The organism is Priestia sp. BR_2, assembly GCF_041954005.1.
In the GTDB taxonomy this organism is placed as follows: Bacteria; Bacillota; Bacilli; order Paenibacillales; family Paenibacillaceae; genus Paenibacillus_AQ; species Paenibacillus_AQ lautus_A.
In genome coordinates this window covers 205882-230830 of the sequence record NZ_JAVFHM010000139.1, presented here as the reverse complement: position 1 = coordinate 230830, position 24949 = coordinate 205882, and the positions used below count along the sequence as shown (strand labels likewise).

19 protein-coding genes are annotated in these 24949 nt (G+C 53.8%); 16 read left to right on the top strand and 3 right to left on the bottom strand.

Annotated features, from left to right (window positions below; all coding sequences use genetic code 11):
- The first annotated feature begins 43 nt into the window (after positions 1 to 43).
- From RB298_RS06175 to RB298_RS06160, 4 genes are all read left to right on the top strand, one after another.
- Positions 44 to 1027, top strand: coding sequence for an N-acetylglucosamine kinase (locus RB298_RS06175; protein WP_096775723.1), 984 nt, complete (start codon positions 44 to 46; stop codon positions 1025 to 1027).
- A 75-nt stretch (positions 1028 to 1102) separates the two neighbouring features.
- Positions 1103 to 2419 (top strand): 6-phospho-beta-glucosidase, encoded by a 1317-nt coding sequence (locus tag RB298_RS06170; RefSeq protein WP_145039463.1) that lies wholly within the window; start codon positions 1103 to 1105, stop codon positions 2417 to 2419.
- 236 nt (positions 2420 to 2655) lie between these two features.
- Positions 2656 to 3954 (top strand): phytoene desaturase family protein, encoded by a 1299-nt coding sequence (locus RB298_RS06165; RefSeq protein WP_486046351.1) that lies wholly within the window; start codon positions 2656 to 2658, stop codon positions 3952 to 3954.
- Positions 3932 to 4804 carry an RNA polymerase sigma-70 factor gene (locus RB298_RS06160; protein WP_213580748.1) on the top strand — a complete coding sequence of 291 codons (873 nt, stop codon included), beginning with the start codon at positions 3932 to 3934 and terminating at the stop codon, positions 4802 to 4804. Before RB298_RS06165 ends, RB298_RS06160 begins: the two co-directional genes overlap by 23 nt.
- A gap of 183 nt (positions 4805 to 4987) precedes the next feature.
- Here RB298_RS06160 and RB298_RS06155 read toward each other — a convergent pair whose 3' ends face one another.
- The 3 genes from RB298_RS06155 to RB298_RS06145 all read right to left on the bottom strand — a co-directional run bounded on the left by RB298_RS06155 (position 4988) and on the right by RB298_RS06145 (position 7810).
- The gene (locus tag RB298_RS06155; protein ID WP_486046349.1) at positions 4988 to 5923 is read right to left on the bottom strand and encodes an SDR family oxidoreductase; all 936 of its coding nucleotides are present in this window, start codon (positions 5921 to 5923) and stop codon (positions 4988 to 4990) included.
- On the bottom strand, positions 5920 to 7017 hold the full coding sequence (gene uxuA / locus RB298_RS06150) for a mannonate dehydratase (RefSeq protein WP_375121561.1): 1098 nt from the start codon (positions 7015 to 7017) through the stop codon (positions 5920 to 5922). The genes RB298_RS06155 and uxuA overlap by 4 nt, the downstream gene beginning before the upstream one ends.
- A 115-nt stretch (positions 7018 to 7132) precedes the next feature.
- Positions 7133 to 7810 carry a GntR family transcriptional regulator gene (locus RB298_RS06145; protein ID WP_009592701.1) on the bottom strand — a complete coding sequence of 226 codons (678 nt, stop codon included), beginning with the start codon at positions 7808 to 7810 and terminating at the stop codon, positions 7133 to 7135.
- Between the two features lie 87 nt (positions 7811 to 7897).
- Here RB298_RS06145 and uxaC point away from each other — a divergent pair, with 87 nt between their 5' ends.
- The 12 genes from uxaC (at position 7898) to RB298_RS06085 (ending at position 24507) form a co-directional block, all read left to right on the top strand.
- The gene (uxaC, locus tag RB298_RS06140) at positions 7898 to 9301 is read left to right on the top strand and encodes a glucuronate isomerase (RefSeq protein ID WP_096775729.1); all 1404 of its coding nucleotides are present in this window, start codon (positions 7898 to 7900) and stop codon (positions 9299 to 9301) included.
- Between the two features lie 112 nt (positions 9302 to 9413).
- Positions 9414 to 11015: a response regulator gene (locus RB298_RS06135; RefSeq protein ID WP_486046346.1), complete on the top strand. Its 1602-nt coding sequence runs from the start codon at positions 9414 to 9416 to the stop codon at positions 11013 to 11015.
- Positions 11012 to 12754: a sensor histidine kinase gene (locus tag RB298_RS06130; RefSeq protein ID WP_096775731.1), complete on the top strand. Its 1743-nt coding sequence runs from the start codon at positions 11012 to 11014 to the stop codon at positions 12752 to 12754. The genes RB298_RS06135 and RB298_RS06130 overlap by 4 nt, the downstream gene beginning before the upstream one ends.
- Before the next feature lie 239 nt (positions 12755 to 12993).
- Positions 12994 to 14679, top strand: coding sequence for an ABC transporter substrate-binding protein (locus RB298_RS06125; RefSeq protein ID WP_192570297.1), 1686 nt, complete (start codon positions 12994 to 12996; stop codon positions 14677 to 14679).
- 91 nt (positions 14680 to 14770) lie between these two features.
- Positions 14771 to 15811 (top strand): ABC transporter permease, encoded by a 1041-nt coding sequence (locus tag RB298_RS06120; RefSeq protein ID WP_015737912.1) that lies wholly within the window; start codon positions 14771 to 14773, stop codon positions 15809 to 15811.
- A 52-nt stretch (positions 15812 to 15863) separates the two neighbouring features.
- Positions 15864 to 16799 carry a carbohydrate ABC transporter permease gene (locus RB298_RS06115; protein ID WP_096775733.1) on the top strand — a complete coding sequence of 312 codons (936 nt, stop codon included), beginning with the start codon at positions 15864 to 15866 and terminating at the stop codon, positions 16797 to 16799.
- A gap of 162 nt (positions 16800 to 16961) precedes the next feature.
- Positions 16962 to 17978, top strand: coding sequence for an endo-1,4-beta-xylanase (locus tag RB298_RS06110; RefSeq protein WP_486046343.1), 1017 nt, complete (start codon positions 16962 to 16964; stop codon positions 17976 to 17978).
- Positions 17979 to 18171: 193 nt separating this feature from the next.
- Positions 18172 to 20250, top strand: coding sequence for an alpha-glucuronidase family glycosyl hydrolase (locus RB298_RS06105; protein ID WP_486046341.1), 2079 nt, complete (start codon positions 18172 to 18174; stop codon positions 20248 to 20250).
- A 248-nt stretch (positions 20251 to 20498) separates the two neighbouring features.
- Entirely contained in the window at positions 20499 to 20822 is a 324-nt protein-coding gene (locus RB298_RS06100; RefSeq protein WP_096775736.1) for a metal-sensitive transcriptional regulator, read from the top strand.
- Positions 20823 to 21108: 286 nt separating this feature from the next.
- On the top strand, positions 21109 to 21309 hold the full coding sequence (locus RB298_RS06095; protein WP_009592700.1) for a cation transporter: 201 nt from the start codon (positions 21109 to 21111) through the stop codon (positions 21307 to 21309).
- Between the two features lie 36 nt (positions 21310 to 21345).
- Positions 21346 to 23778, top strand: coding sequence for a heavy metal translocating P-type ATPase (locus tag RB298_RS06090; protein ID WP_096775737.1), 2433 nt, complete (start codon positions 21346 to 21348; stop codon positions 23776 to 23778).
- Positions 23779 to 23865: 87 nt separating this feature from the next.
- Positions 23866 to 24507, top strand: a complete 642-nt coding sequence (locus RB298_RS06085) for a nitrite reductase (protein ID WP_452518838.1) — start codon at positions 23866 to 23868, stop codon at positions 24505 to 24507.
- Positions 24508 to 24949: the final 442 nt, after the last annotated feature.

Genomic DNA, 24949 nt, shown 5'->3' with positions numbered 1-24949 from the left:
ACCACCACATGACGCCGCCGTTAGGCGGGTAGGAGTGAAGTCCATGAGTTTGTATCTGGGTGTGGATGCCGGCGGCAGCAAAACACACGCCGTCATCTGCGATGAACAAGGGAATATCCTTGGCAAGGGAGCGTCCGGCAACGGCAATCACCAAATTCACCGTGAGCATGCGGCCCGTAACATTGAGGAGGCCTGCAACCGGGCGCTTCAAGAGGCTGGAGCTGCCAAGGAAGATATCAGTTATGCCTATTTCGGCCTGGCCGGAGCCGATCGGGAAGCCGATTACGAGATCCTGCGCCCGATGATCGGGGCGCTCGGATATCCGAGACATGCTATCGCATGCGATACCATCATCGGGATGAGGGCGGGAACGAGCCGTCCGTATGGCGCCGCATTGATCTGCGGTACGGGCTTCAACAGCGCCGCCCGTAACCGTGCGGGGGAAGAGCTGCAGTATGGCGGCTTCGGTTTCTTGTACGGAGATGGATATGCAGGCGGATCAGGGTTTGCAACCCTGGCCTTCCGGGCGGTTATTCGAGCCTGGGATGAGCGGGGACCGGCAACCTTGTTGACGTCGCTCGTTCTGGAGCAGATGGGATATACGTCCGTCGAACCGATGTACGAGGATGTCCTCTACGGCAGGACGAAGGTTCCGCCAAGTCTGGTGAAGACACTGTTTCAGGCGGCTGAAGCGGGCGACGAGGTGGCAACCTGGATCCTCGAGAACGAAGGCGAGGAGCTGGCCAATGCGGTATGCACGCTGATCCGGCGGCTGGACATGGCGGACGAAGCCTTCGACATCGTTTACATCGGCAGCGTGCTGAACAGGCCGAACAGCTCGATCCTGACGGATGCAATCGAACGGATCGTTGCGGTCCGGGCACCCCATGCATCCTGCGTAAGGCTGACATCCGATCCGGTTTCCGGCGCGCTGCTGTGCGCGATGGATGCCGACGGTCATGCCGTTGATGTTGAGACGGAGGCCAAACTGAAAGCATTTACGTTTGAGCAGGCAACCACAGTCTGATCAGCAGATTGTGGTAATAGAGCGCAATAGATCCGGATCGAAACGGATTGATATCATACCTTGGAGGCGATTAACGTGGCAGCAGGATTGAAGATAGCGGTCATCGGGGGAGGTTCCTCCTATACCCCGGAAATTGTAGAAGGTTTCATTCGCAATTATGAGCAAATGCCGATTCGCGAACTATGGTTCGTTGATATTGAAGAAGGTAAGCATAAGCTGGAGATCGTGGGCAATTTGGCCAAACGCATGGTCAAGGAATCGGGTCTGCCGATCGAGGTTCACCTGACGCTGGATCGGAGGCAGGCGATTGCGGGTGCCGATTTCGTGACGACCCAGATGCGCGTCGGCTTGCTGGCGGCACGCAAGCAGGATGAGCATATTCCGATTAAACACGGCGTCATCGGCCAGGAGACGACGGGTCCGGGAGGCATGCTGAAGGCGCTGCGAACGGTACCGGTGATTCTGGACATTTGCCGCGATATCGAAGAGCTGGCACCGAATGCGTGGATGCTGAACTTCACGAATCCGGCAGGCATCGTCACCGAGGCGGTTGCGAAGCACAGCAAGGTCAAATCCGTCGGTCTGTGCAACTCCCCGATTAACTTTCAGAAGTTCCTGGCGGCGGAGTACGGCGTGTCGGAGAGGGACGTTCTGGCCGAGTTTGTCGGGATCAACCATCTCCATTGGGTGACGTCGGCGATCGTCAACGGCGAAGAGAAAATGCCGGAGCTGCTGGACGGCGGGAAATCGTATACGGCGAAGAACGTGCCGACCTTCGGCTGGGACGCGGATTTTATCCGTTCGCTTGGGGCGATTCCGACCTATTATCTTAAATATTTCTACATGACCGATACGATGTTCGCGGACATGAAGGCCTCGCTGGAGAAGGACGGAACCCGGGCGGACGTGGTCAGCCGGGTAGAGGAGGAGCTGTTCGAGCTCTACAAGGACGAGAATTTGGCCGTGAAGCCGAAGCAGCTGGAGCAGCGCGGCGGCGCATATTATTCCGAAGCGGCCGTCAACCTGATGACGTCCATTTATAATGACCGCCATGATATCCAGACATTGAATGTCGCAAACGGCAATATCTACGACTTCCTGCCTGCGGATGCCAGCATCGAGATCAACTGCGTGGTTACGGGCCAAGGGCCAATACCGTTGGCGCCGCAAAAGGTTCCTTCCCATGTGAAGGGACTGATGCATGCGGTGAAAGTGTACGAACAATTGACGATCGAAGCTGCCATTACCGGCGATCGCGGGATTGCGCTGCAGGCGCTGGTGCATCATCCGCTGGTGCCGTCCGTGACCGTAGCGAAGCAGCTGCTCGATGAAATGCTGGAGGCGAACAAAAAGTACTTGCCGGCTTTTTTTAAGCCGGAGGCCGTGGTCTAAGGCGGAATGAAATCAAACGTGCGGTTATAGAGCTATGCAAAACCCCTCTTCGTATTGAAGAGGGGTTTTATTGAAATCATCAGAAAGTATAACTTCGAAGCTTGTGGCTTCCTGATATATTATAGGAGTCCTGAAATCATGAATGACATTACTTTTCGGTTTGGACCTTCATTCTTGTCACATCTCGATGCCCTCGCCCGTCATACCCGTATAAAACGAAAAAGGGATGATGACGGATGCTACAATATGACGTTGCCGTTGTAGGTGGAGGCGTAGCGGGTTTAACAGCAGCAATCTATGCGGCGAGAGCCGGGAAGCAAACGATACTCGTTGAAAAGCAGGAACGTTTGGGGGGGCGGGCCATGACCCATAAGAAGAAGGGAGCCTACTTCAATCTGGGCGGGCATGCCTTATATCATGGAGATGCCCTTTCAACCTTTCGCGAATTAGGGCTCCAATTGCCGGGGGGTCGACCTTCGGTTGACGGGTACGGGATTTGGAAAGGGAAACTAAGTCCGTTACCCATGGGCGTGAAATCTCTATTCACCACCCCTCTATTATCCTGGAGGGGCAAGATGGAGCTCGGTGCTTGGCTTGCGAAATTAGGTAAACTGGATACGCAGGTGTACGACAAGATGAGTGTGCGCGAATGGATTGAAGGCAACGTGCAGGATCCCATGGTACGAAATTTATTCTATTCGCTATTGCGTACGGCGAGTTATGTGGTAGCCCCTGACCTGCAGGCGGCCGGTCCCGTACTGCAGCAGCTTAAGCACGCACTGAAGGGGGTATTGTATCTGGATCGGGGCTGGGGGGCCATGGTCGATGAATTAAAACAAAAGGCTCTGGAGCAGGGAGTTCAAATCGTAACGAAGAATAAAGTCATTTCGGTTGATCATCACGAGGGAAAGGTACGGCACGTCCTTTGCGGCGATGGCATGAAAATAGAAGCCAATCATATTATTCTTGCCACGCCTCCAACTGTCGCCCACGAACTGGTGCCCCATGCAGAAGAAACCGCTCTGCATACGTGGAAGGAGCAGGCGGTCGAAGTGACAGCGGCTTGCTTGGATGTAGCCCTGCGTCGTCTTCCGGAGCCGAAGCAGCAGTTTGTGTACGGCCTCGATCAAACCGTATTTCTCTCGAATCAATCCCGAGCGGCTTACCTGAGCGAAGACGGCGCGCAAGTCATAACCTTGCTTAAGTATCAGGGCAAGGAGAAGGATGCAAGAAGGGATCTGCAGGAGTTAGAAGAAACCTTAGACTTGGTGCAGCCGGGTTGGCGCAACGAGCTCGTTGAGAAACAATACCTTCCTAACATCACGGTTTGCCATGATTTTATGCATCTGAAACGCCAGGAGAACCCGGGTCCAGCCGTCCCTGAAATCATCGGGTTGTATGTAGCGGGAGAATGGGCAGCGCATGGCGAACTCTTGGTTGATGCTGCAACTGCAAGCGCCAAGCGGGCCGTACAGCATATACTCTCGCTTGAAAGTGAGGAAAGGACCCCGAATGAGCACAGAGTCATTGTATAAAAGCTATCGATCCGCTCTTTTCTCGTTAGCTTACCGGATGCTGGGAAGTGTGATGGATGCGGAAGATATCGTGCAGGAGGCCTTCATCAGCTATAACCAATTGCCCCATCCGGAGGACATTCGCAATGAGAGAGCGTTTCTGTACAAAATCGTAACGAATCGCTGCTTGGATTTGCTGCGCTCTTCTGCCAAAAAGCGCGAGCTGTACGTCGGTCCCTGGCTGCCGGAACCCCTGATCGAGAATATGGCGTCAGAGACGGACCCTTCTCTTATCGTAGAGCAGCAAGAGTCCATTTCTACAGCATACCTGCTGCTGCTTCAGCAGCTTAACGCGGTGGAAAGAGCCGTTTTTCTTCTCCGCGAGATTTTCCATTATTCCTATGACGAAATTGCTGAAATCCTGGGAAAAAGCAGTGCAAATTGCCGTCAAATCTTCCGCCGTGCTAAGGGCAGCATTCATTTTGATCCTGATCAGAGACCATCGATCTCGGTGGCGGAGGCGCAGATCAAGGATTTTGTGGATTCCCTTTTACAGGGAAACACGAATAAGCTGCTGGAGCTGTTAAGCGAAAATGTCGTGCTCTACTCGGACGGCGGCGGTAAAGTCAGAGCGGCGCAAATACCTGTGGTTGGAGTCCATAAAGTGATCCAATTGCATCTGAACCTGCTTAAAATGTATGAAGGACAATATGTGTACTCTTATCTTACCGTCAATGGTCTGCCGGGAATACGGATCCGGTTGGATCACGGTGTCCAATTTATTTATTCTTTTGCTTTTAAAAACAATCGAATCGAGACGATGTATACCGTGGCAAATCCGGATAAACTCAGACATATACAGTTGCCGTGATACAAAAAGCAGGGCTGATTTAAGATCATAGGATCTTAGTCGGCCCTGCTGCTGTATAAGGCTGAGGAATTCTCAGGAGATACGCCTCGCGGAGTCACTCCAGCATTTCATCTGCTTACGCATCATGGTCCAGCCAGTCAAGCTTATGACTGACAGGCTGCTGCTCTGCAGCATAGTACTCCGTTATACGCCTGAATATGCCATGAAGCCGCCGTCCACGGGAATTACCGTTCCCGTGACGAAGCCGGAGGTCTGATCGTCCACGAGCCAGAGCAGGGTGCCCAGCAGATCCTCCGGCACACCGAAACGCCTCATGGGGGTATGGGAGATGATTTTATGAGAGCGCTCGGTTAATGTACCGTCGCTATGAGTCAGCAAATTGCGGTTTTGCTCGGTCAGGAAGAAGCCCGGCGCAATCGCGTTCACGCGAATGCCCGATTCCGCAAGATGAACGGACAGCCACTGCGTGAAGTTGTTGATGGCCGCTTTGGCTGCGCTGTAAGCCGGCACCTTGGTCATCGGGCTGGGTGCGCTCATGGACGAGACATTCAGCACGACGGCCCCGGGACGCCCCAGCATCCCTTCCGCGAAGACTTGCGTCGGTATCAGCGTGCCGATGAAGTTCAAATCGAACACGCTGCGGAAGCCCGGCACGCTTAACCCGAAGAAGGTTGTCACATCGGGCTGCCCCACATCCTCCGGACGGAAAATCTCGTTGGTTGTATTCGCGTCTTTCCGGTTGCCGCCGGCTCCGTTAATCAGGATATCGCAGGGTCCGAAAGACTCGCGCACAGCTTTTTCCGCTTGCCGGACGCTTTCCACATCCGTTACATCGCAGGGAACGGCAATCGCCGTACCGCCGGCAGCCGTAATTTCATCGGCCACCTGCTGCCCTTTCTCGGCCGTACGGTTCAAGACGGCCACCTTGGCACCTTGCCGCCCCAGCTCAAGAGCCATCGCCTGGCACAATACGCCGGAGCCGCCCGTAATGACAACCGTCTTCCCGTTTAATGACGGATGAATGGGAAGGGATGGCGTCGCTTGCGGTGCGGATTCAACAGAAGCTCCGCTTGATCCGGCTTCGGATGTACCTGCTGCATGGATATTTACCTCACTCATTGTACGGCCTCCTTCAGCTCGGCTGGACTTCCCGCGCGCTCCCGGCTGTAAGCGTCCCACAGCCCCCAGAGATACATAATGCCCAAGGCGCGGTCATACAGGCCGTAACCCGGACGGCACTGCTCCCCCCAGATATGCCGCCCGTGATCGGGCCTTACGTATCCGGTGAAACCGTTGTCATGATAGGCCTGCACAATGCCGGAAATATCGACGGTGCCGTCCTCGGTACGATGGGACGTTTCGATGAAATCGCCGTTCTCGTAGACGCGTACGTTCCGGATATGCGCAAACGGAATTCGGTCGTGGAATTCATGGATCATGGAGACGATGTCATTGTCCGGATTGGCGCCAAGCGAGCCGCTGCACAGGGTCAGGCTGTTCGCTGGGCTATCGTACAGCTGCAGGAATCTCCGGAGATTTTCCTGGCTGGTGATGACCCGCGGCAGGCCGAAGATCGGCCAAGGCGGATCATCCGGGTGAATGGCCATTCGGATGCCGTTCTTCTCGGCAGCCGGGATGACGGCGCTCAAGAAATATTCGAGGTTGCTCCACAAGTCCTCCTCGGTAACGCCGCTGTACGCTTCGAACAGGGAGGTCAGATGCGCCAAACGCTCCGGCTCCCAGCCCGGCATGGTAAGCGCGCTGTTCCGGTTGATCGTCTGAACCAGCTCCATCGGATCGATGCCGTGGATTTTGGCCTTCTCGAAGAAGAGGGCCGTCGAACCATCGGGGGTCTGTTTATGAAGATCGGTTCTAGCCCAATCGAACACCGGCATGAAATTGTAGCAGATGACTTTGACGCCGACCTGGCCCAATTTCTCAATCGTCCGGATGTAGTTGGCTATGTATTGATCCCGGGAGGGAAGGCCGAGTTTGATGTCCTCGTGCACATTCACGCTTTCCACGACGTCAATATGAAGCCCGTACGCTTTGGCCTGGTCCGCAATTTCCTCAATTCGCTCCATCGGCCATTCCTCGCCGACAGGAATATCGTGAAGTGCCCATACGATGCCCTCCACGCCGGGGATTTGTCTAATCTGATCCAGCGAGACCGTATCGTTGCCCTCGCCGAACCATCTGAATACCATGCGCATTTCTTCACCGTCCTTTACAAGTTTAAGGAGTTAACGCACTGCTGGGAATTTTGCAGTTACGAGTGTAACGCCAAGATGAAGCCGTGACGAATAAGGGTCTTTCGCGGGTAACGGCTTATTTGAAATAATCGGGATGCTTCTCTTTCAGCACGGCCAGATTGGAGATAATCAGGCTCAGATGCTGCTGCATTTCACGTTCGGCATGATCGGCGTCATGACGCGAAATCGCGTCCGCGATCTCCCGATGCTGCTCGTACAGGTTGGTCCAATTCGGATCGGCAGACAGCCATAACATTCGGCTCCGGTTCAGATGAGCGTTCATCTGCTGCAGCACGTTCCATGTGCCGACCTTGCGGCAGCCTTCAAACAGAATACGGTGGAAGGCCTCATCCAGCTCAAACATGTGCTTGCCGTCATGCTTCTCGATGCTCTCGCGCTGCTCGGACAGATTTCGCTCCAGCTCGGCGAATTTCTCCTCGGGGAAGCTTTCGCAGGCAAGCCGGACGACGGCCTTCTCGAGCTGCTCGCGCATGAAGCGCGCTTCTTCGACCAGCTCCGAATCGATGAGCGAGACGCGCGTGCCGCGCTGGGGAAGCACGACCACAAGGTCTTCCTGGGCCAGGCGGACGAAGCTTTCCCGCACCGGCGTCCGGCTGACTTCGAAGGAAAGGGAAACCTCCTTCTCGGACAGAGCCGTTCCCGGGGGCAGCTCGAGACTGACAATCTGCTGCTTCAGCCGGGAGTACACGATATGTCCGGCCGATCCTGGCTGTAATCGCAAAGATTCTACCACTGCATCACCTCCTAATGTATTCCATACTACCATACTTGTATGGTAGTATGGAACTGAAAATCGAAATAAGAATCGGAGGGGAACCACATGAGCCGTTTGGACACGGAGAATCTGCTGCTGAACAGCAACAGCGCGAAGAAACTTTATTATGATTATGCGGAAGGGATGCCGATATTCGATTACCACAACCATCTGAACCCGAAGGATATTGCCATCAACCGGCAGTTCGATAACCTGACGGAGCTATGGCTGGAGGGGGACCATTACAAATGGAGGGCGATGCGCTGGCTTGGCGTCGACGAAGAGCTGATTACAGGCAGCGCCAGTCCTGAAGCGAAGTTCATGGCCTGGGCGGCATGCGTTCCGCGATTGGTCGGCAATCCGCTCTATCACTGGACCCATCTGGAGCTGACCCGCTATTTCGGGATTCAAGAGCGGTTGACCGCGGAGAATGCCAAGGAGATCTGGGACGCTTGCAATGAGCAGCTGAAGGCTCCTGCCTTGCGGGCAGGCGGAATTTTGGAAAAATTCAAGGTCAACGTGGCCTGCACGACGGATGATCCCGTCGATTCGCTGGAGTTTCACCGGGCAATTCGGGATCAAGGGGAATTGTCCACCGTCGTGGCCCCTGCATTTCGGCCGGACCGGGTACTGGATATCGCGAACGCGGACTTTCCCTCCTATGCACGGACGCTGGGAACAACGGCCGGTATAACCGTGGACACCTATCAGGGATTGCTGGATGCCCTGCAGGAGCGGATCCAATATTTCCATGACCATGGCTGCCGCCTGTCGGATCACGGCTTTGGCGCTTTTCCTTATGAACAGGCAGACGTTAAAGAAGTTGCGGACATTTACGGCAAAGCCATCGACGGAGGCAGCTTAACCCCGCTCGAGGAACGGAAATACCGCACCCATACCCTGCTCAAGCTGGGGGAGATGTATCATGCCAAGGGCTGGACCATGCAGCTGCACATTGGGGCGATTCGGAACAATAATGCGCGCATGTTCGCGAAGATTGGCAAGGACAGCGGGTATGACTCGATTCTCGATTTCCATCTGGCGGAAAGCCTGAACGGATTCCTGAGCAGTCTCGACAGGAATGATCAGCTGCCGAAAACCATTGTGTACAGCCTGTATTCCTCGCATTACGAAATGATCGCTACCACGATCGGGAATTTCCAGTCGGCCGGTGTCGAGGGCAAGCTTCAGCTCGGTTCCGCTTGGTGGTTCCACGACCAGAAGGAAGGGATGCTGAAGCAGCTCACCGCGCTGTCTTCCATGGGGCTGATTAGTACCTTTGTCGGCATGCTGACCGATTCCAGGAGCTTTATGTCGTTCCCGCGGCATGAATATTTCCGGAGAGTGCTGTGCCGCCTGTTCGGCGATTGGATCAAGGAAGGGGAACTGCCCGCGGATTATGAATATATCGGTGCCATCATCCAGGATATTTGCTATCACAATGCCGAGCGTTATTTTCAAATTCATTGACAATTGCGTGCAGAGCATGAACAATAGATTTACTATATGAAAGCGTTTGCTGATGAACCGATAGAAGATCTGTTACAGGCAGATGTGCGCGAAAAGGCGAGGGGGACATACCGTGCAAGGGAACCGGGCGATATTGGTGGATGACGAGGTGTTTACGCGCAAAGGGCTTCTGAAGCTGATTGATTGGGAAGCCTGCGGCTTTCACATTGTGGATGAGGCGGATAACGGGGAAGACGCGCTGGAACTGATTGAACGGCTTCGGCCGGATGTGGTCATCACCGATATCCGCATGCCGGTGCTGGATGGACTCGAGCTGATCCGACGCGTCGTCACGGACGATATCGTGAAGCCGTATTTCATTATTGTAAGCGGATACGATGACTTCAACTATGCCCAGCAGGCTGTCCGTTACGGGGTGCATGATTTCATTCTGAAACCGATTGACGAGACGGAATTCAGTCAGGCGCTGGTCCGGCTCAGCGAAAGGCTGGAGTCGGACCGCGAGGCACGCTCGCGGGAAGAGAAGCTGTTGTCGGGCGCCTTGATGGAATCGCTCATTATAGGGGAGGCGGATGAGAGTCTGCTGCAGGAATGGGAGCGGCGTCTTGAACTCCGGCCGGAAGACCGTCTGTTCTATGTTTTTGTCGAACGGAACGACCATCCGCCGGCTTCGGCTAATAACAATGACGGAGGCGACTTCAAGGACAGGGTGGAATCGGCGCTTCTTGCGATCTCGAATGGAGAACAGCCCTTCTATCTGCATGAGCACCGCAACCGCATCGGCATCATCGTTCCGGGAAGCATCCTGCAATCGTTCCAGGGGTGTCAGCGGGGATTTGCTAGGCGCCTTCAGCAATCGCTCGCTGATTCGAAGCATGAAAGAATCTTCGTCTATTTTGGCCGGCCGGTTTCACGTCTGTCCCTTGTCCAGGATGCCTACGAAACGGCCAAGCAATCCCTCCTATACAAGTACATCTACGATGAGAGCGGCATCGTGATCCATGAAGAAGCCGCGGTGCATGATCTGCAATACATCGGACTGGAGGAGCGTCTTTACCAGCAGCTGCTGGAGCAGATCGAGGAGCTGCATTTCGAGAAGCTGGAGGAGACGATTCGTTCGCTGTTCGAATCCTTCCAGGAGAAGCTGTATGCTCCCGAAGCGGTAAAGACGGCGATCAACCAATGCGTGCTGGGCGTGGTCCGTGTGCTCAGCAGCATGGACGGGGATCAAAGCCGGCTGTCCAGTCTCGAGCCGATGACCGAGTGGCATGACCGCAACTTGTCGCTTCAGAGGCTGAAGCGGCTGTTCACGGATTTTGCGATTGAGAGCGCGAACTATATCGGACAGCTGCGCAAGGAACAGCACAAAGGCGGAATCCAGAAGATCCGGGCTTATATCGAGGCCCATTATCATGAGAATATCAGTCTGAAGGGCATCGCCGGGAAGTTTTACATGAACCCGGTTTATCTGGGTCAGCTGTTCAAAAAAGCGTACGGCATGTATTTTAATGATTTTTTGCTCCAGCTGCGCGTGAACGAAGCCAAGCGCTTGCTGCGCCAGACGGATCTGCGCATCTATGAGGTGGCGGAGCGGGTCGGCTTCGGCAATCCGGACTATTTCGTGACGCAATTCGAGAAGATTGAGCGGATGACGCCAAGCGAGTACCGGAACCGCTTGATGAAGGAGGCAGCGTCCGAAGGGACGAATGCATGAAGCCGAGCCTGAATAATGTCCGTCTGCGGGACAAGATGCTGCTGCTTTATTTCCTGGCCGTCTTTTTGCCGATCCTGATTACCAACCTCATCTTCTACAATGTGACGTCCGGCAGCGTAAGGGAGCAGCGGCTCCAGGATATTACCGTAGCGCTTGAACAGATGAAGAACGAGTTCCGCCGTGAAGTCGAGGACGCCCTGGAGATCTCCTCGGTCTTCTATACGGACGTTCAATTGAACGAGATCGTGGAAACGGTGTACGATCATCCAGCCGATTATATCGAGGCGTATGATACTTATCTCCGCCGCATATTGAATTCGGGCAGCGCCGTATACAATTCGGTCAGCGAAATTGCGGTGTATGTCGACAATCCGACCCTGCTGTATTCCGGCGGCATCAATTATATCGATGGCCAGGTGAAGGAAGAGGCTTGGTACAAGGCGGTCGCGGGCAAGAACGTAACCCAGCCGATCGTGATGCGTACGGGCAAGAACGGCCAATTGGACAGCTTTAGCATCATCCGGAGCATGAATTATTTCAGCTCCCAGGATGACCACACCAAGTATCTCAAGATCGATATGCGGATGCCTTCGATCCGGCAGATTATGAGCAATCTGAATGTGCAGGGCAAAGTGTATCTGCTGAGCGGGGCAGGAAATATCGAATACACCACGGATCCGAAGGTCGATGTCACGCAGGGCGCTGTACCGTACAGCAGCATCGCGCATGGCGACAGGTTTCTGGAGTTTCATACCGATACGTTTACGACCAACAATCTGAACACCTGGACGATCATGGCGGTGACGCCGGAGGATGTGGTGCTGCGCGACGTGCATCAGTCCTTGCGGTTCGTCATTGTGCTGACCTGCCTGAATTTTCTGCTTCCGAGCCTGGTGATTGTTTGGATCAGCCGTTCCCTTAACGTACGACTTGTACGGATTCTCAAACATATGAAGAAGGTTAAGAACCAGAATTACGACACCATCCAAGAGGCTGAGGCACGTGACGAGATCGGTCAGCTGACGGGTGAATTCAACCGGATGACCTTGCAGCTCAAGAGTCTGATCAATGACGTGTACGTGGCGGATATCCAGAAGAAGAATTTGGAGCTGCAGCGGCGGCACGCGCAATTGAATGCGCTGCAGAGCCAGATTAATCCGCACTTCCTCTTTAATGCCCTGGAGACGATCCGCATGCGCAGCCTGATGAAGGATGAGGATGAGACGGCAAGGATCATTCATAATATGGCGAAGATCTTCCGCAATTCGCTCGTTTGGAAAAAAGACATGGTGACGCTCAAGGAGGAAGTGGAGTTCATCCATTGTTTCCTTGAAATCCAGAAATACCGATTTGGCGACAAAATCGATTATTCGGTTCATGCTCCAGCCGAAGAGGGTCACCTGCAAATACCGAAAATGGCCATCGTCACGTTTGTGGAGAATGCCAGCATTCACGGCATCGAGCCGCTCAAGCACGGGGGGCGCATTGAAGTTCGGGTTGTGCGCGAGGGCCAATCCCTGATCTGTACCATTCAGGATAACGGGGCAGGCATGCCCGCGGAGAAGGTGGAACGCATCTACCGTTATCTCGAGACCGAGGACGAGATGGGAGAGCGGATCGGCATTCAGAATGTGATTTACAGGTTAAAGCTGTACTACGGCAGCCGGTTCCGGTTTGAAATTGACAGCTCGCCTGGACAGGGCACACGGGTCAGACTGTCCATTCCCATTGAAATATAAGGACGGCAAATCCTGCTGTGGCATTCCGAATCGGAGTGACCCTAGCAGGATTTGTTCGTTAGTCGTCGGAAGTGCAGGGGAGAATCCTGGCTGCGGATCTGCCATTTTTCACGGCTAAGGATACGGTTCTATAGTTTTCAAAGTATCACCTAAAGATTGACGGGTGAAAATCGTCCCAGAGCTCTCTTATAATGAAAGTGCTTACAAACTAACGAGACCGAAAGGGGTAGGTCAAGAGCATGAACAAGAAATTTTGGCTGAGCTGTCTGACCGTGGTTATGATGGTATCGCTTCTGGCAGCATGCGGCGGCAGTAAAGAGGCAGCGGATAATACACCGGCAGCCGGCGGCGAAGGCGAGAAGAAAGAAGAGAAGGTCACCTTCACCTATTTCAACGCGGCAGCCGGTAAAGACAAAAATACGAACGAAACCACCATCGGTAAAATTTTCGAAGACCAAACCGGCGTGAATTTTAAAATGGAGCATTTGGTAGGAGACGAGAACACCAAGGTGGGAACCTTCATTGCCAGTAACGACTATCCCGATGTGATTGTACCAGGGAGCTCAATCGATAAGCTGGTCGGGGCGGGCGCCTTCATTCCGCTCAATGACCTGATCGATAAGTACGGCCCTAACATCAAGCGGGTGTACGAGCCTTATTACAACCTGATGAAAGCCGAGGACGGCAACATCTACTTTCTGCCGCTGAGTGCGGTTGTTGGAGAGTACACGTCGGCTCCGAATATCGAGCAAGGAGCATTCTGGATTCAACGCCGCGTCCTGAAGGAAGCGGGTTATCCGAAAATCAAGACCTTCGACGAGTACCTGGCCCTAATTCGCGACTACGTGAAGAAACATCCGGAGGAAGGCTTGACCGGATATCTGGCACTGACGACGCAGGATAAATTTTTTGCCCTGACCAATGCCCCGATGCACTTAGCCGGCTATCCGAACGACGGCGGCATCATCATCGACATGGAGACTCACGTAGCGAATGATTACGCGGACGACGACATTACGAAGCGGTACCTGCAGGAGCTGAACAAGCTGAATGCGGAAGGCCTGTTCGATAAATCCTCTTTCGTGGACAACTATGATCAATACCTTGCCAAACTGACTTCCGGTAAGGTGCTTGGCTTCTTCGATTATCGATGGCAGGTAGGCCAAGCGATGAACAATCTGCGCGAAACAGCCAGTAAATCGGGTAACGACGATCTCGAATATATGGCGCTGCCGATCGTATACGATGAGAATACCAAGGATCAGTATCTGGATCCGCCATCCTTTGTGAACAACCGCGGCGTCGGGATCTCCGTCAGCGCGAAGGATCCGGAGCGCATTGTGAAGTATTTCAACAACCTGCTGACGGACGAGAACCAGATTCTGTCGAACTGGGGCATCAAGGACGAGACGTATTCCGTCGATGAGAACGGCCGCTTCTACCGTACGGAAGAGCAGATTGCACAGACCAATACGGAAGCCTTCCGCGAATCGTTCGGTTTCAAGTACTTTGAATACAACTGGCCTCGTTACGGCAACGGATCTACGCTTCCTGACGGTAATTCCGTGGGTGCGGGACGCCAGCCTGAGGTTGCCAAAATGTCCTACTCCGAACCGGACAAGAAATTGCTTGAAGCATACGACATCGATTCCTTCTCGCAATTGTTTGCGGCACCGGACGACCGTCCTTGGTACCCGGCTTGGAGCATTCCGATCGATCAGGGCTCGCCGGCCCAAATCTTCACACAGAAGAAAAGCGATTTGCAGCGTAAATACTTCCCGAAACTGGTTCTTGCCAGCCCTGCGGAGTTTGACGGCATCTGGAACGAATACGTGGGCGAGTTCGGCAAGCTGGACGTGAAGGGATACGAGGATCTGATCACCGAGGAAGTAGCCAAGAAAATCGCAAATGCCCAAGGACAATAATAGATGAAGGAGAGGCGAACAAGGGCGGACCGCCGAAATGGCCCAGATCCGTCCCTCCTCTTCTAGGGCTGGATAGGAAGGAGAAGAAACCGTGGATAAGGCGAACCCGATTGGACCTGCAGAGACCACGGCGCTACGTGAAACGCCGGCGGTATCGAAAGGTTTCTTCAATAAACAACGAAAAAACGATACTGGTTTGAATCATGAACGGCCATCAGGCGAAAAAAGCTTCTTCCGGAAGCTGCTGCAGCAGAAGGCGCTGGTCTTCATGTCGATTCCTTTTTTGATATGGTTGTTTGTCTTTAAGTACATGCCGCTGTGGGGCTGGACCATCGCGTTTCAGGATTTTAAACCGGCGAAGAAGATATTCGATCAGGAATGGGTAGGCCTGCAGCATTTTACCTTCCTGTTTCAGGACGAACACTTCCTCCGGGTCATGCGCAACACGCTCGCCATGAGTTTCATCAACCTCGTCTTAGGGTTCGTGACGGCGATTGTGTTAGCGATTCTGCTTAATGAACTGCGTAATTTGATGTTCAAACGGGTCGTGCAGACGATCAGTTATTTGCCCCATTTCATCTCTTGGGTTGTGGCTGCGAGCATTATTTCGACGGCCTTGTCCGCAGACGGCGGGATTATCAATGAACTCCTCATGTGGTTCGGGATCATTAAGGAGCCGATCCTATGGCTTGGGGAAGGGGAATATTTCTGGGGAATACTCGGTGTTTCGGAAGTATGGAAGAATGTCGGCTGGAACACCATTATATATTTGGCGGCCATGACGATGATCGACCCCTCGCAGTACGAGGCGGCGGAAATCGATGGCGCCGGGCGCTTTCAACGGATCTGGAACATCACCTTGCCGGGTCTGAAACCGGTATTCATCATCCTGCTGATCATGAATATCGGCAACCTGCTCGAATCCGGTTTTGAACCGCAATACTTGCTTGGCAACGGCATGAACGTGGATTATTCCGAGAACCTGGATATTTTCGTGCTGAAATACGGTATTCAGATGGGCAACTTCTCGCTCTCGATTGCAGCCGGCATGTTCAAGACGGTCGTCAGCTTCATACTCTTGTTCACGGCTAACCATATCGCGAAGAGACTGGGCGAAGACCGATTGTTCTAAGCGAAAGCTTGCGAGAACCGTTCTCTATCAGAAAACGTACAGGAGGATTCATATGGCGAAGATTTCAGATGCACCGCGAGCCCATGCCCGGTTCAAGTCTCCCGCGGACCGGTTATTCGATACCTTTAACATAGTGTTCATGATCTGTCTCATGATTGTCACGCTGTACCCGTTCATCAATACGCTCGCGGTTTCCTTCAACAATGCGACGGATTCGGTGAAAGGCGGCATATATTTATGGCCGCGGGATTTCACGTGGGAAAATTATAAATATGTATTTAACGAAGCCACGATATTCCACGCTACCTTCATCTCGGTTCTGCGTACGCTGATCGGTACGATCACTTCCGTATTCTGCTGTGCCATGGTGGCCTACACGATCAGCCGTCCGGAATACGTGCTGCGCAAATTCGTGTCGATCGCCTTCATTTTGACCATGTATTTCAGCGGCGGTTTGATTCCGAATTTCCTGCTGATTCGCGAATTGGGCATGCTGGGCACCTTCTCGGTGTACATCATTCCTGGCCTGATCGGCGTATTCAACGTCATCGTCATCCGCTCCTTCATCGAGGGATTGCCTGAGGGGATCCTGGAATCGGCCCGGATCGACGGCGCCGGCGAATTCACGACCTTCCTGAGAATCGTGCTTCCGCTGTGCGTGCCCGTGCTTGCCACGGTATCGCTGTTTACGGCAGTATCCCAGTGGAACTCCTGGTTCGACGTGTTCTTGTACAACTCCTCGTACGGCGAGCTTAGCACCCTGCAATACGAGCTGATGAAGATACTCCAGAATTCGAACTCCTCGCTGAATTCGGGCAACGATTATGCAAGCCAGTTTGCAAGCTCGGAAAGCGGCGCGAATCAGGTTACCCCGACCTCCATTCGGGCGACGATGACCATTGTGGCCAGCGTGCCGATCATTCTGGTGTACCCGTTCCTGCAAAAATACTTCGTGCAAGGGATGACCCTTGGCGGGGTGAAAGGTTAAGCTGCGGGAACCGCTAAAGATGCGCCGTGCCCACTGCTCCATGGTGCACACGGTGCGTGGTCCGCGGCATGTCTGGATGTCCGTCGACCAACGGATGCCGCCGCATCACGATCATCAACGATCAATTTTGCTATTATCTTTAATTCTAAGGAGGGATTGGATATGTCCAACACGCAGCGAAGTGAACCCAGGCTTAAGGAGATGTTCGCGGATGACTTTCTCATCGGAGCGGCCGTGAACCCGAGGACGATCGAAACGCAGGAGGAATTGCTAGCGTACCATTTCAACAGCATTACGGCGGAAAATGAAATGAAGTTTGTCAGCGTGCACCCGGCGGAGGATACGTACACGTTCGAGGACGCGGACCGGCTTGCCGCTTTCGCCCGCAAGCATGGCATGAAGATGCGCGGCCATACGCTGGTATGGCATAACCAAACGACCGACTGGCTGTTCGAGGACAAGAACGGGGGCCTGGTGGATAAAGCCACGCTGTACGAACGGCTTAAGTCGCATACCGACACGGTCGTGAAGCGGTACAAGGACGATATTTACGCCTGGGACGTCGTGAATGAGGTAATCGCCGATGAAGGCGCCGAACTTCTTCGTCCGTCCAAATGGCTGGACATTGCGGGCCCCGACTTTATCTCCAAGGCATTCGAGTATGCGCATGAAGCCGATCCGTCGGCCCTCTTGTTCTATAACGATTACAATGAGTCCCACCCGAATAAACGGGACAAAATCTACACGCTGGTCAAGTCTTTGCTGGATCAAGGGACTCCTGTTCACGGCGTTGGCTTGCAGGCCCACTGGAATCTGTACGATCCGGATCTTGACGATATCCGGGCGGCGATCGAGAAGTACGCGTCGCTCGGCCTGCAGCTTCAACTCACGGAGCTCGATGTGTCGATGTTCCGATTCGACGACAAGCGGAAGGATCTGACCGAGGCGCCGGAGGAGCTGCTGGAGGCTCAAGCGAAGCGGTATGAGGCGATGTTCGGCATATTGAAGGAATACCGGGATTATATTACGTCCGTGACCTTCTGGGGTGCTGCCGACGATTACACCTGGCTGGACAATTTCCCGGTACGGGGGCGGAAGAATTGGCCTTTCCTGTTCGATGAGCGGCATCAGCCGAAACCGGCGTTTCATCGCTTGGTGGAGCGTATGGTCAAAGTGTAAGGATTTTAGGGGGTTGAACCCATCATTTTAGATAACGACAGCGATAATATAGGCGGCTGAAGCGCCATCAGCTTGTCATCTAGCCGGTCCTTGTGACCGGCGTCTGCATGTTAGCCCTTAAGGAAGCAGGAGTCGAAAACAGTGAGATGCTGGGGAGAAACGTTAACCTTGGCCCAAGAAAGGGGAAATTACGTTGAACAGCGCTTTATATCAAGCGTGGCTGCAGTATGCGCCCATTAAGGACGAGGAGCTTGCTGCCGCGTACAGCCGGCTGTTAGGCACCGTGGTTGCGGATTTGCAGCAGTCGCGGGTGGCAAACGCTGCGATCCAGGAACTGAGGAATGCATGTCGATCCATGCTCGGCATCGTACCGTCCATCACATCCGAGGCCAAGGCTTCATCCTATTTCGAGGTGCGTATTCATGCGGCAGACGCCGAAGAGGGCACGGAACAGATTGGGGAAGATTCGATGGGCGCGGGGAAAGCCCGGCTGGGCGCAGAGGGTTTTCGGCTGGAGCATACAGGCCATGGGCAGCAGGAGAAGCTGATCCTGACCGGCGGATCCGGGAAAGGCGTGTTATACGGGGTGTTCCATTTATTGAGATTGCTGGCATCCCACCAGCCGTTGACCGGTCTAAACATAACCGAGCAGCCTGTGAACGGAGTGCGGATGATAAATCAATGGGATAATGCCGACGGCTCGGTTGAACGGGGGTACTCGGGCAACTCGATTTTTTACGAAAACGGACGGTTCACCGAAAATTGGGATCGCGTAAGAGACTACGCCCGTCTGTTAGCTTCCGTGGGCCTGAATGCCATCTCCATTAATAACGTCAATGTGCATGAAATCGAGACGAAGTTCATTACCGCGGAATATTTGCCGACGATTGCAAAGATCGCGGATATCTTCTGGGAATATGGCATCACACTGTACCTGAGCATAAACTTCGCCGCTCCGCTGCATATCGGCGGCGTACCCACGTCGGACCCGCTAGATCAAGAGGTTCGGCAGTGGTGGAAGGATACGGCGAATGAGATCTACGATCATATACCGGACTTCGGCGGCTTTGTGGTCAAGGCGGATTCGGAGCACCGTCCGGGCCCGTTCGCCTATGGCAGAGACCACGCCGATGGCGCCAATATGCTGGCCGAAGCGCTGGAACCGCATGGCGGGCTTGTCATCTGGCGCTGCTTCGTCTACAACTGCATGCAGGATTGGCGGGACCGCAGCACGGACCGCGCGCGGGCGGCCTATGATCATTTTACCCCGCTGGACGGACGGTTTAAGGATAATGTGCTGCTGCAGATCAAGAACGGTCCGATGGACTTCCAAGTACGGGAGCCGGTATCCCCGCTGTTCGGCAGCATGAAAGAGACCAATCAGGTGCTGGAGTTTCAGATCGCCCAGGAATATACCGGACAGCAGCGCCACGTATGCTATTTGGTGCCGCAGTGGAAAGAGGTGCTGGATTTCGATACCTACGCGAACGGAACGGGGTCCGAGGTTAAGAAGATCGTGGACGGTTCGCTGCACGGCATGAGATACAGCGGGATCGCCGCCGTTTCCAACATCGGGAATGATGAGAATTGGACGGGACACACCTTGGCGCAGGCGAATCTGTATGGATTCGGCCGGCTGGTTTGGAATCCGGATATGTCCGCCGAAGGGATCGCGGAGGAATGGACGAGGCTGACCTTTGGCAATGATGAGACGGTGGTTGCCGTGGTGTGCGGCATGCTGATGAAATCGTGGCCGATTTATGAAAGCTACACGTCGCCGCTCGGGGTGGGCTGGATGATTACGCCGCATACGCATTACGGACCGGATGTGGACGGTTATGAATATTCAAGGTGGGGCACCTACCATTTCGCGGATCGGGATGGTATTGGGGTGGACCGCACGGTGGCGACGGGCACGGGGTACACCGCACAGTATTTCGAGCCGAATGCGGCCCGATATGATTCGCTGGAGGATTGTCCTGACGAGCTGCTGCTGTTCTTCCATCATGTGCCGTACTCGCATGCGCTGAAATCCGGTAAAACAGTGATTCAGCATATCTATGACACGCACTTCGAAGGTGCGGAAGCTGCGGCCGGGCTCTTGAAAGCCTGGACATCGCTCGAAGGCAAGGTCGATCTGGAGCGTTTCACCCAAGTCACCGAACGGTTAGCTGACCAGGCCGAGCATGCCAAGCACTGGCGGGATGTGATCAATACGTATTTTTACCGCAAATCCGGGGTGCCGGATGCGCAGGGGCGGACGATTTATTAAGGGAGCTCAGGTTTTTCCGCATGCGGAAATATAGGGGGGTGCCCCATCAGGCTGCTGGCCCTGATGAGGCCCCCTTTTTCATGGGCCGAAAATTATCGCGGGTACAAGCATATACTATAGATGACATGCCTCCACGGCAAAATGATCCGCAATCTCATTACCATAAGCTGGGCTTTATAGGGTGGGGGGCTATATGATATACTAGGGTTAGAATAAGAAGAAGTAACGTGATCAAGGGGGGAATGGGTATGACAACCGAGAACCATGCACATGATGCATGCGCAGTAACCGGTGAACGGAAGAGCCACCATTCGGACAAAACGAAAAGCAATCTCATCAGCCGGTTGAACCGGATTGAAGGGCAGATTCGCGGCGTGAAGGGCTTAATTGAGAAGGATACGTACTGTGACGATGTGTTAAACCAGATCTCCTCGATCCAGTCGGCCTTGAACGGCGTCAGCAAATTGCTGCTGGAGCATCATATGAAGAGCTGCGTGGTGGAGCGCCTCCAGGAAGGCGACGATGAGGTCATTACCGAGCTGTTAACCACCATGAACAAGCTGATGAAGTAACGAAAGTTCCCTGCCGGGGCTATCCGATTACGAAGAATATCCATGGAGCTGCCACCTTTGGAAGGTGGCAGCAATTGTTTGTTTAAGTTGATAAATACCGCACGGTTATGCGGTTTAATCATAACGCGGCCATGTTTTTCAAAAAAAAATGAGAAAACCCATTGACTAATTATAGGGTAGGGGGGTATACTAACATCAAGAAATGAGAACAACGAGTTTGATAACTCATTCGGGCTTGGCTGTAACAGAGCCCTAATAAATCCAATACCTAAAGGAGAGATTGATTATGGAACAGGTAACAATAAAAGTAGAAGGCATGTCCTGCATGCATTGCGTGAATTCCATCGAAGGAGCTTTAAAGAATGAGAACATCGAGGGACATGTGGATTTGAAGGCAGGCACGGTCTCCGTGAAATATGACGCAGGCAAAGTCAATTTGGATCAAATCAAAGAAATTATCGAGGAACAAGGATATAACGTAGTTTAACCAAACGGCACGAGGATGAAGAGGGGTGAGGAGAAGATGGGAGCAGAAGCAACAATGGAACAGAAGAAAACGTCGCTGCAGTTAACGGGTATGACATGTGCCGCCTGTGCGAATCGGATTGAGAAGGGTCTTAGCAAAATGGAGGGCGTCCAGGAAGCGAATGTGAATTTTGCGCTGGAAAAAGCGTCGGTTACATTTGATCCGAGTGTGGTTACCGTCCAGCAGATGGAAGAGAAAATCGAAAAGCTGGGTTACGGAACAGCAAAGGAAACGGTGGACCTTCAGCTGATTGGCATGTACTGCGCGGCCTGTGCTACGAAAATCGAAAAAGTGGTTAGCCGGATGCCAGGTGTTAATCAGGCCAACGTCAATTTTGCACTGGAGACGGCCCGGGTGGAATTCAATCCCGCCGAGGTCAGCCTTAGCGATATTCAACAGCGCGTGGAGAAGCTCGGGTATCAGGCGGTTTCCAAACAGGAGACGCTTGATCAGGAAGGTCACCGCAAGGAGGCCATCACCAAGCAAAAGCGGAAGCTGCTCCTGTCGGCGATTCTGTCGCTGCCGCTGCTCTGGGCCATGGTAAGCCATTTCTCCTTCACCTCCTGGATCTGGATGCCCGATCTGTTCATGAACCCTTGGTTCCAACTGATCCTGGCAACGCCGGTACAGTTTTTTATCGGGAAACAGTTCTATGTGGGAGCTTATAAGGCTCTCCGCAACAAAAGCGCCAATATGGACGTTCTGGTCGCACTCGGTACCTCGGCAGCCTATTTCTACAGCCTGTATTTAACGATCGATTGGGCCGCTGCCGGAGCAAACGCTCACCATGGGCCTGAAATGTACTATGAAACGAGTGCGGTGCTGATCACGCTGGTCATTATGGGGAAACTGTTCGAATCCCTGGCCAAAGGCCGCACCTCGGAGGCCATTAAAACCCTGATGGGTCTTCAAGCCAAAACGGCGCTGGTCGTTCGTGACGGTCAGGAGATGACCATCCCGGTGGAACAGGTCCTGGTGGGTGATTTAGTACTGGTAAAGCCGGGTGAGAAAATTCCGGTGGACGGTAAAGTCGTGGAGGGCACGTCGGCGGTAGACGAGTCGATGCTGACCGGTGAGAGCATTCCGGTTGAGAAAAAAGCGGGCGATGCCGTCATCGGCGCCACGATTAACAAGAACGGACGCTTGACGCTTGAAGCGACGAAGGTGGGCAAAGAGACAGCTCTAGCCCAAATTATCAAGGTGGTTGAGGAAGCGCAGGGCTCCAAGGCCCCGATTCAGCGGGTGGCCGATGTCATCTCCGGCATTTTCGTTCCGATCGTGGTCGGGATTGCGATTGTTGCTTTCCTCGTATGGTACTTCTGGGTGACGCCCGGTAATTTCGCGCAATCGTTAGAAATTGCCATTGCGATCCTGGTTATTGCATGTCCGTGTGCGCTGGGTCTGGCTACGCCGACCTCGATCATGGCGGGTTCGGGCCGTGCCGCAGAGCTGGGCGTTCTGTTCAAGGGCGGGGAGCATCTGGAGTCCACGCACAAAATCGACGCGATTATTCTGGACAAAACAGGAACGGTCACGAAAGGCAAGCCTGAACTGACCGATGTGGAAGTCGATAACATCGATCAGGAGCTGTTCCTGCGTTTGGTCGGAGCTGCCGAGAAGAGCTCCGAGCATCCGCTTGCCGAAGCGATCGTGGCCGGGATTGAGGCGAAAGGGACGAAGCTTCCGACTGCCGAGCATTTTGAGGCGATTCCGGGCTACGGCATCCAGGCCAGCGTGGAAGGACACGAAGTTCTGGTGGGTACTCGCAAGCTGATGGCACTGCATAACGTGCCGATCGATGCGGTCCTGGCCAGAATGTCGGAGCTGGAAACCGAGGGTAAGACTGCTATGCTTACCGCGGTAGACGGCCGATATGCCGGTCTTGTGGCCGTAGCGGATACCATCAAGGAGACGTCTAAGGCTGCTGTAGCACGGCTGAAGCAAATGGGTATCGAAGTGATCATGATTACCGGCGATAACGAACGCACGGCTCAGGCCATCGCCAAGCAGGTTGGCATTGACCATGTGCTTGCCGAGGTACTGCCGGAGGGCAAAGCGGATGAAGTGAAGAAACTCCAGCAGCAGGGCAAGAAGGTCGCCATGGTCGGCGACGGCATTAACGATGCCCCGGCCCTTGCGGTTGCCGATATCGGCATGGCCATCGGCACAGGTACGGATGTGGCCATGGAAGCCGCCGACGTTACGCTGATGAAGGGCGACCTGAACAGCATTCCGGACGCCATCTACATGAGCCGCAAGACGATGAGCAACATCCGTCAGAACCTGTTCTGGGCCTTGGGTTATAACTCGCTCGGCATTCCGATTGCCGCCATCGGGCTTCTGGCGCCTTGGGTGGCCGGGGCTGCTATGGCACTTAGCTCCGTATCGGTCGTGTTGAATGCCCTTCGTCTGCAGAGGATGAAGGTATAACGGGAGGCAGGCAGGCCTTTTATATAGAGTATGTTGGTAACCAAGCAAGAAAGCGATATTAGGGTGACTTGATGGGAGTGTAGACATTTGGCCATGCAAAAATTTGCTGTGACCCCCGGCTTTGAAGTGGGCGGAACGCTGTTCCGCCCGGATCAGCTGGCCGTATTGGGGTCCATCGTAGGCGATGATGCCCGCATCGAGATGACAACCTTCAAGCAGCTGTACGTGGAGATGGATGAAGAGCGGGTGGAGGAAGCCAAGGCGAAGCTGGAAGCCGCCGGACTGGAGGTACATCCCGCCGGCTTCGTCTCCAAGAGCCTGATTACCTGCAACTTTTGCCGGGGGGCGGAGGATTCGGGACTGGATGTTGCCAAGATGCTGGATGAAGCTATCGCCGACCACCCCGTACCCAATCCGCTAAAGATCGGGTACGCAGGCTGCGCGCTCGGCACCAGCGAGCCGCTGCTGAAGGATATTGCCGTTATTAAGATGCGAAATACCTACGATATCTATGTAGGCGGGGAGCCGAGAGGCTTGAAGGCTTCGCTGGCGAAGCAGCTGCATGCGGATTTAACGCCGGAGCAGCTGGCTCCGATCATTCTGAAGCTGATCGCCATCTACCAAGAGCACGGCAAGAAAAAAGAGAAGTTCTCGCGTTTCGTTGAGCGCATGACACTGGATCATCTCCGCCAATCCACGCTGGATGCGCGGATGGATACGGCAGGATGAACGAAGGACAATGAAAGGCATCACCTCAGGGTGGTGCTTTTTTTGTCGGTGGAGGCTGGACACTGGAGTTCTTCCCATCCGTCGGAGTCCAGTTGGGCGCCACCATGACATCTTCTTTATTCCTCAAGGTAACATATGTAGTTTAGAGGGTTACTCCGAAGCAACGATGGATATACTTTCAAGAGCACCTGCGGGTGCTCTTTTTCTATTTGGCAGATTTGTAGTGCAGCAGCATCTTTGCCCAGCTTGGCCAATTCGAATCATTTTTAATATAGACGGGTTTCCATCGGGCGTGAATGTGGGAATAACCACCAAATCGGGCATTTTATCGTGGTTGACGAGCAATGTGAAAGGGTATACAATTTTAATTGTTAAAAGCTTTTAACTATTTAAATTCGTAATATATAAGTGTGGGACTTCGTTAAGCATCGAGGTGATGAAA

Excerpts from the sequence above, each read along its gene's own strand:
- RB298_RS06175 (WP_096775723.1), top strand. The coding sequence starts at position 44 with ATGAGTTTGTATCTGGGTGTGGATGCCGGCGGCAGCAAAACACACGCC.
- RB298_RS06165 (WP_486046351.1), top strand. The coding sequence starts at position 2,656 with ATGCTACAATATGACGTTGCCGTTGTAGGTGGAGGCGTAGCGGGTTTA.
- RB298_RS06160 (WP_213580748.1), top strand. The coding sequence starts at position 3,932 with ATGAGCACAGAGTCATTGTATAAAAGCTATCGATCCGCTCTTTTCTCG.
- RB298_RS06155 (WP_486046349.1), bottom strand. The coding sequence starts at position 5,923 with ATGAGTGAGGTAAATATCCATGCAGCAGGTACATCCGAAGCCGGATCA.
- uxuA (WP_375121561.1), bottom strand. The coding sequence starts at position 7,017 with ATGCGCATGGTATTCAGATGGTTCGGCGAGGGCAACGATACGGTCTCG.
- uxaC (WP_096775729.1), top strand. The coding sequence starts at position 7,898 with ATGAGCCGTTTGGACACGGAGAATCTGCTGCTGAACAGCAACAGCGCG.
- RB298_RS06130 (WP_096775731.1), top strand. The coding sequence starts at position 11,012 with ATGAAGCCGAGCCTGAATAATGTCCGTCTGCGGGACAAGATGCTGCTG.
- RB298_RS06125 (WP_192570297.1), top strand. The coding sequence starts at position 12,994 with ATGAACAAGAAATTTTGGCTGAGCTGTCTGACCGTGGTTATGATGGTA.
- RB298_RS06115 (WP_096775733.1), top strand. The coding sequence starts at position 15,864 with ATGGCGAAGATTTCAGATGCACCGCGAGCCCATGCCCGGTTCAAGTCT.
- RB298_RS06110 (WP_486046343.1), top strand. The coding sequence starts at position 16,962 with ATGTCCAACACGCAGCGAAGTGAACCCAGGCTTAAGGAGATGTTCGCG.
- RB298_RS06100 (WP_096775736.1), top strand. The coding sequence starts at position 20,499 with ATGACAACCGAGAACCATGCACATGATGCATGCGCAGTAACCGGTGAA.
- RB298_RS06095 (WP_009592700.1), top strand. The coding sequence starts at position 21,109 with ATGGAACAGGTAACAATAAAAGTAGAAGGCATGTCCTGCATGCATTGC.
- RB298_RS06090 (WP_096775737.1), top strand. The coding sequence starts at position 21,346 with ATGGGAGCAGAAGCAACAATGGAACAGAAGAAAACGTCGCTGCAGTTA.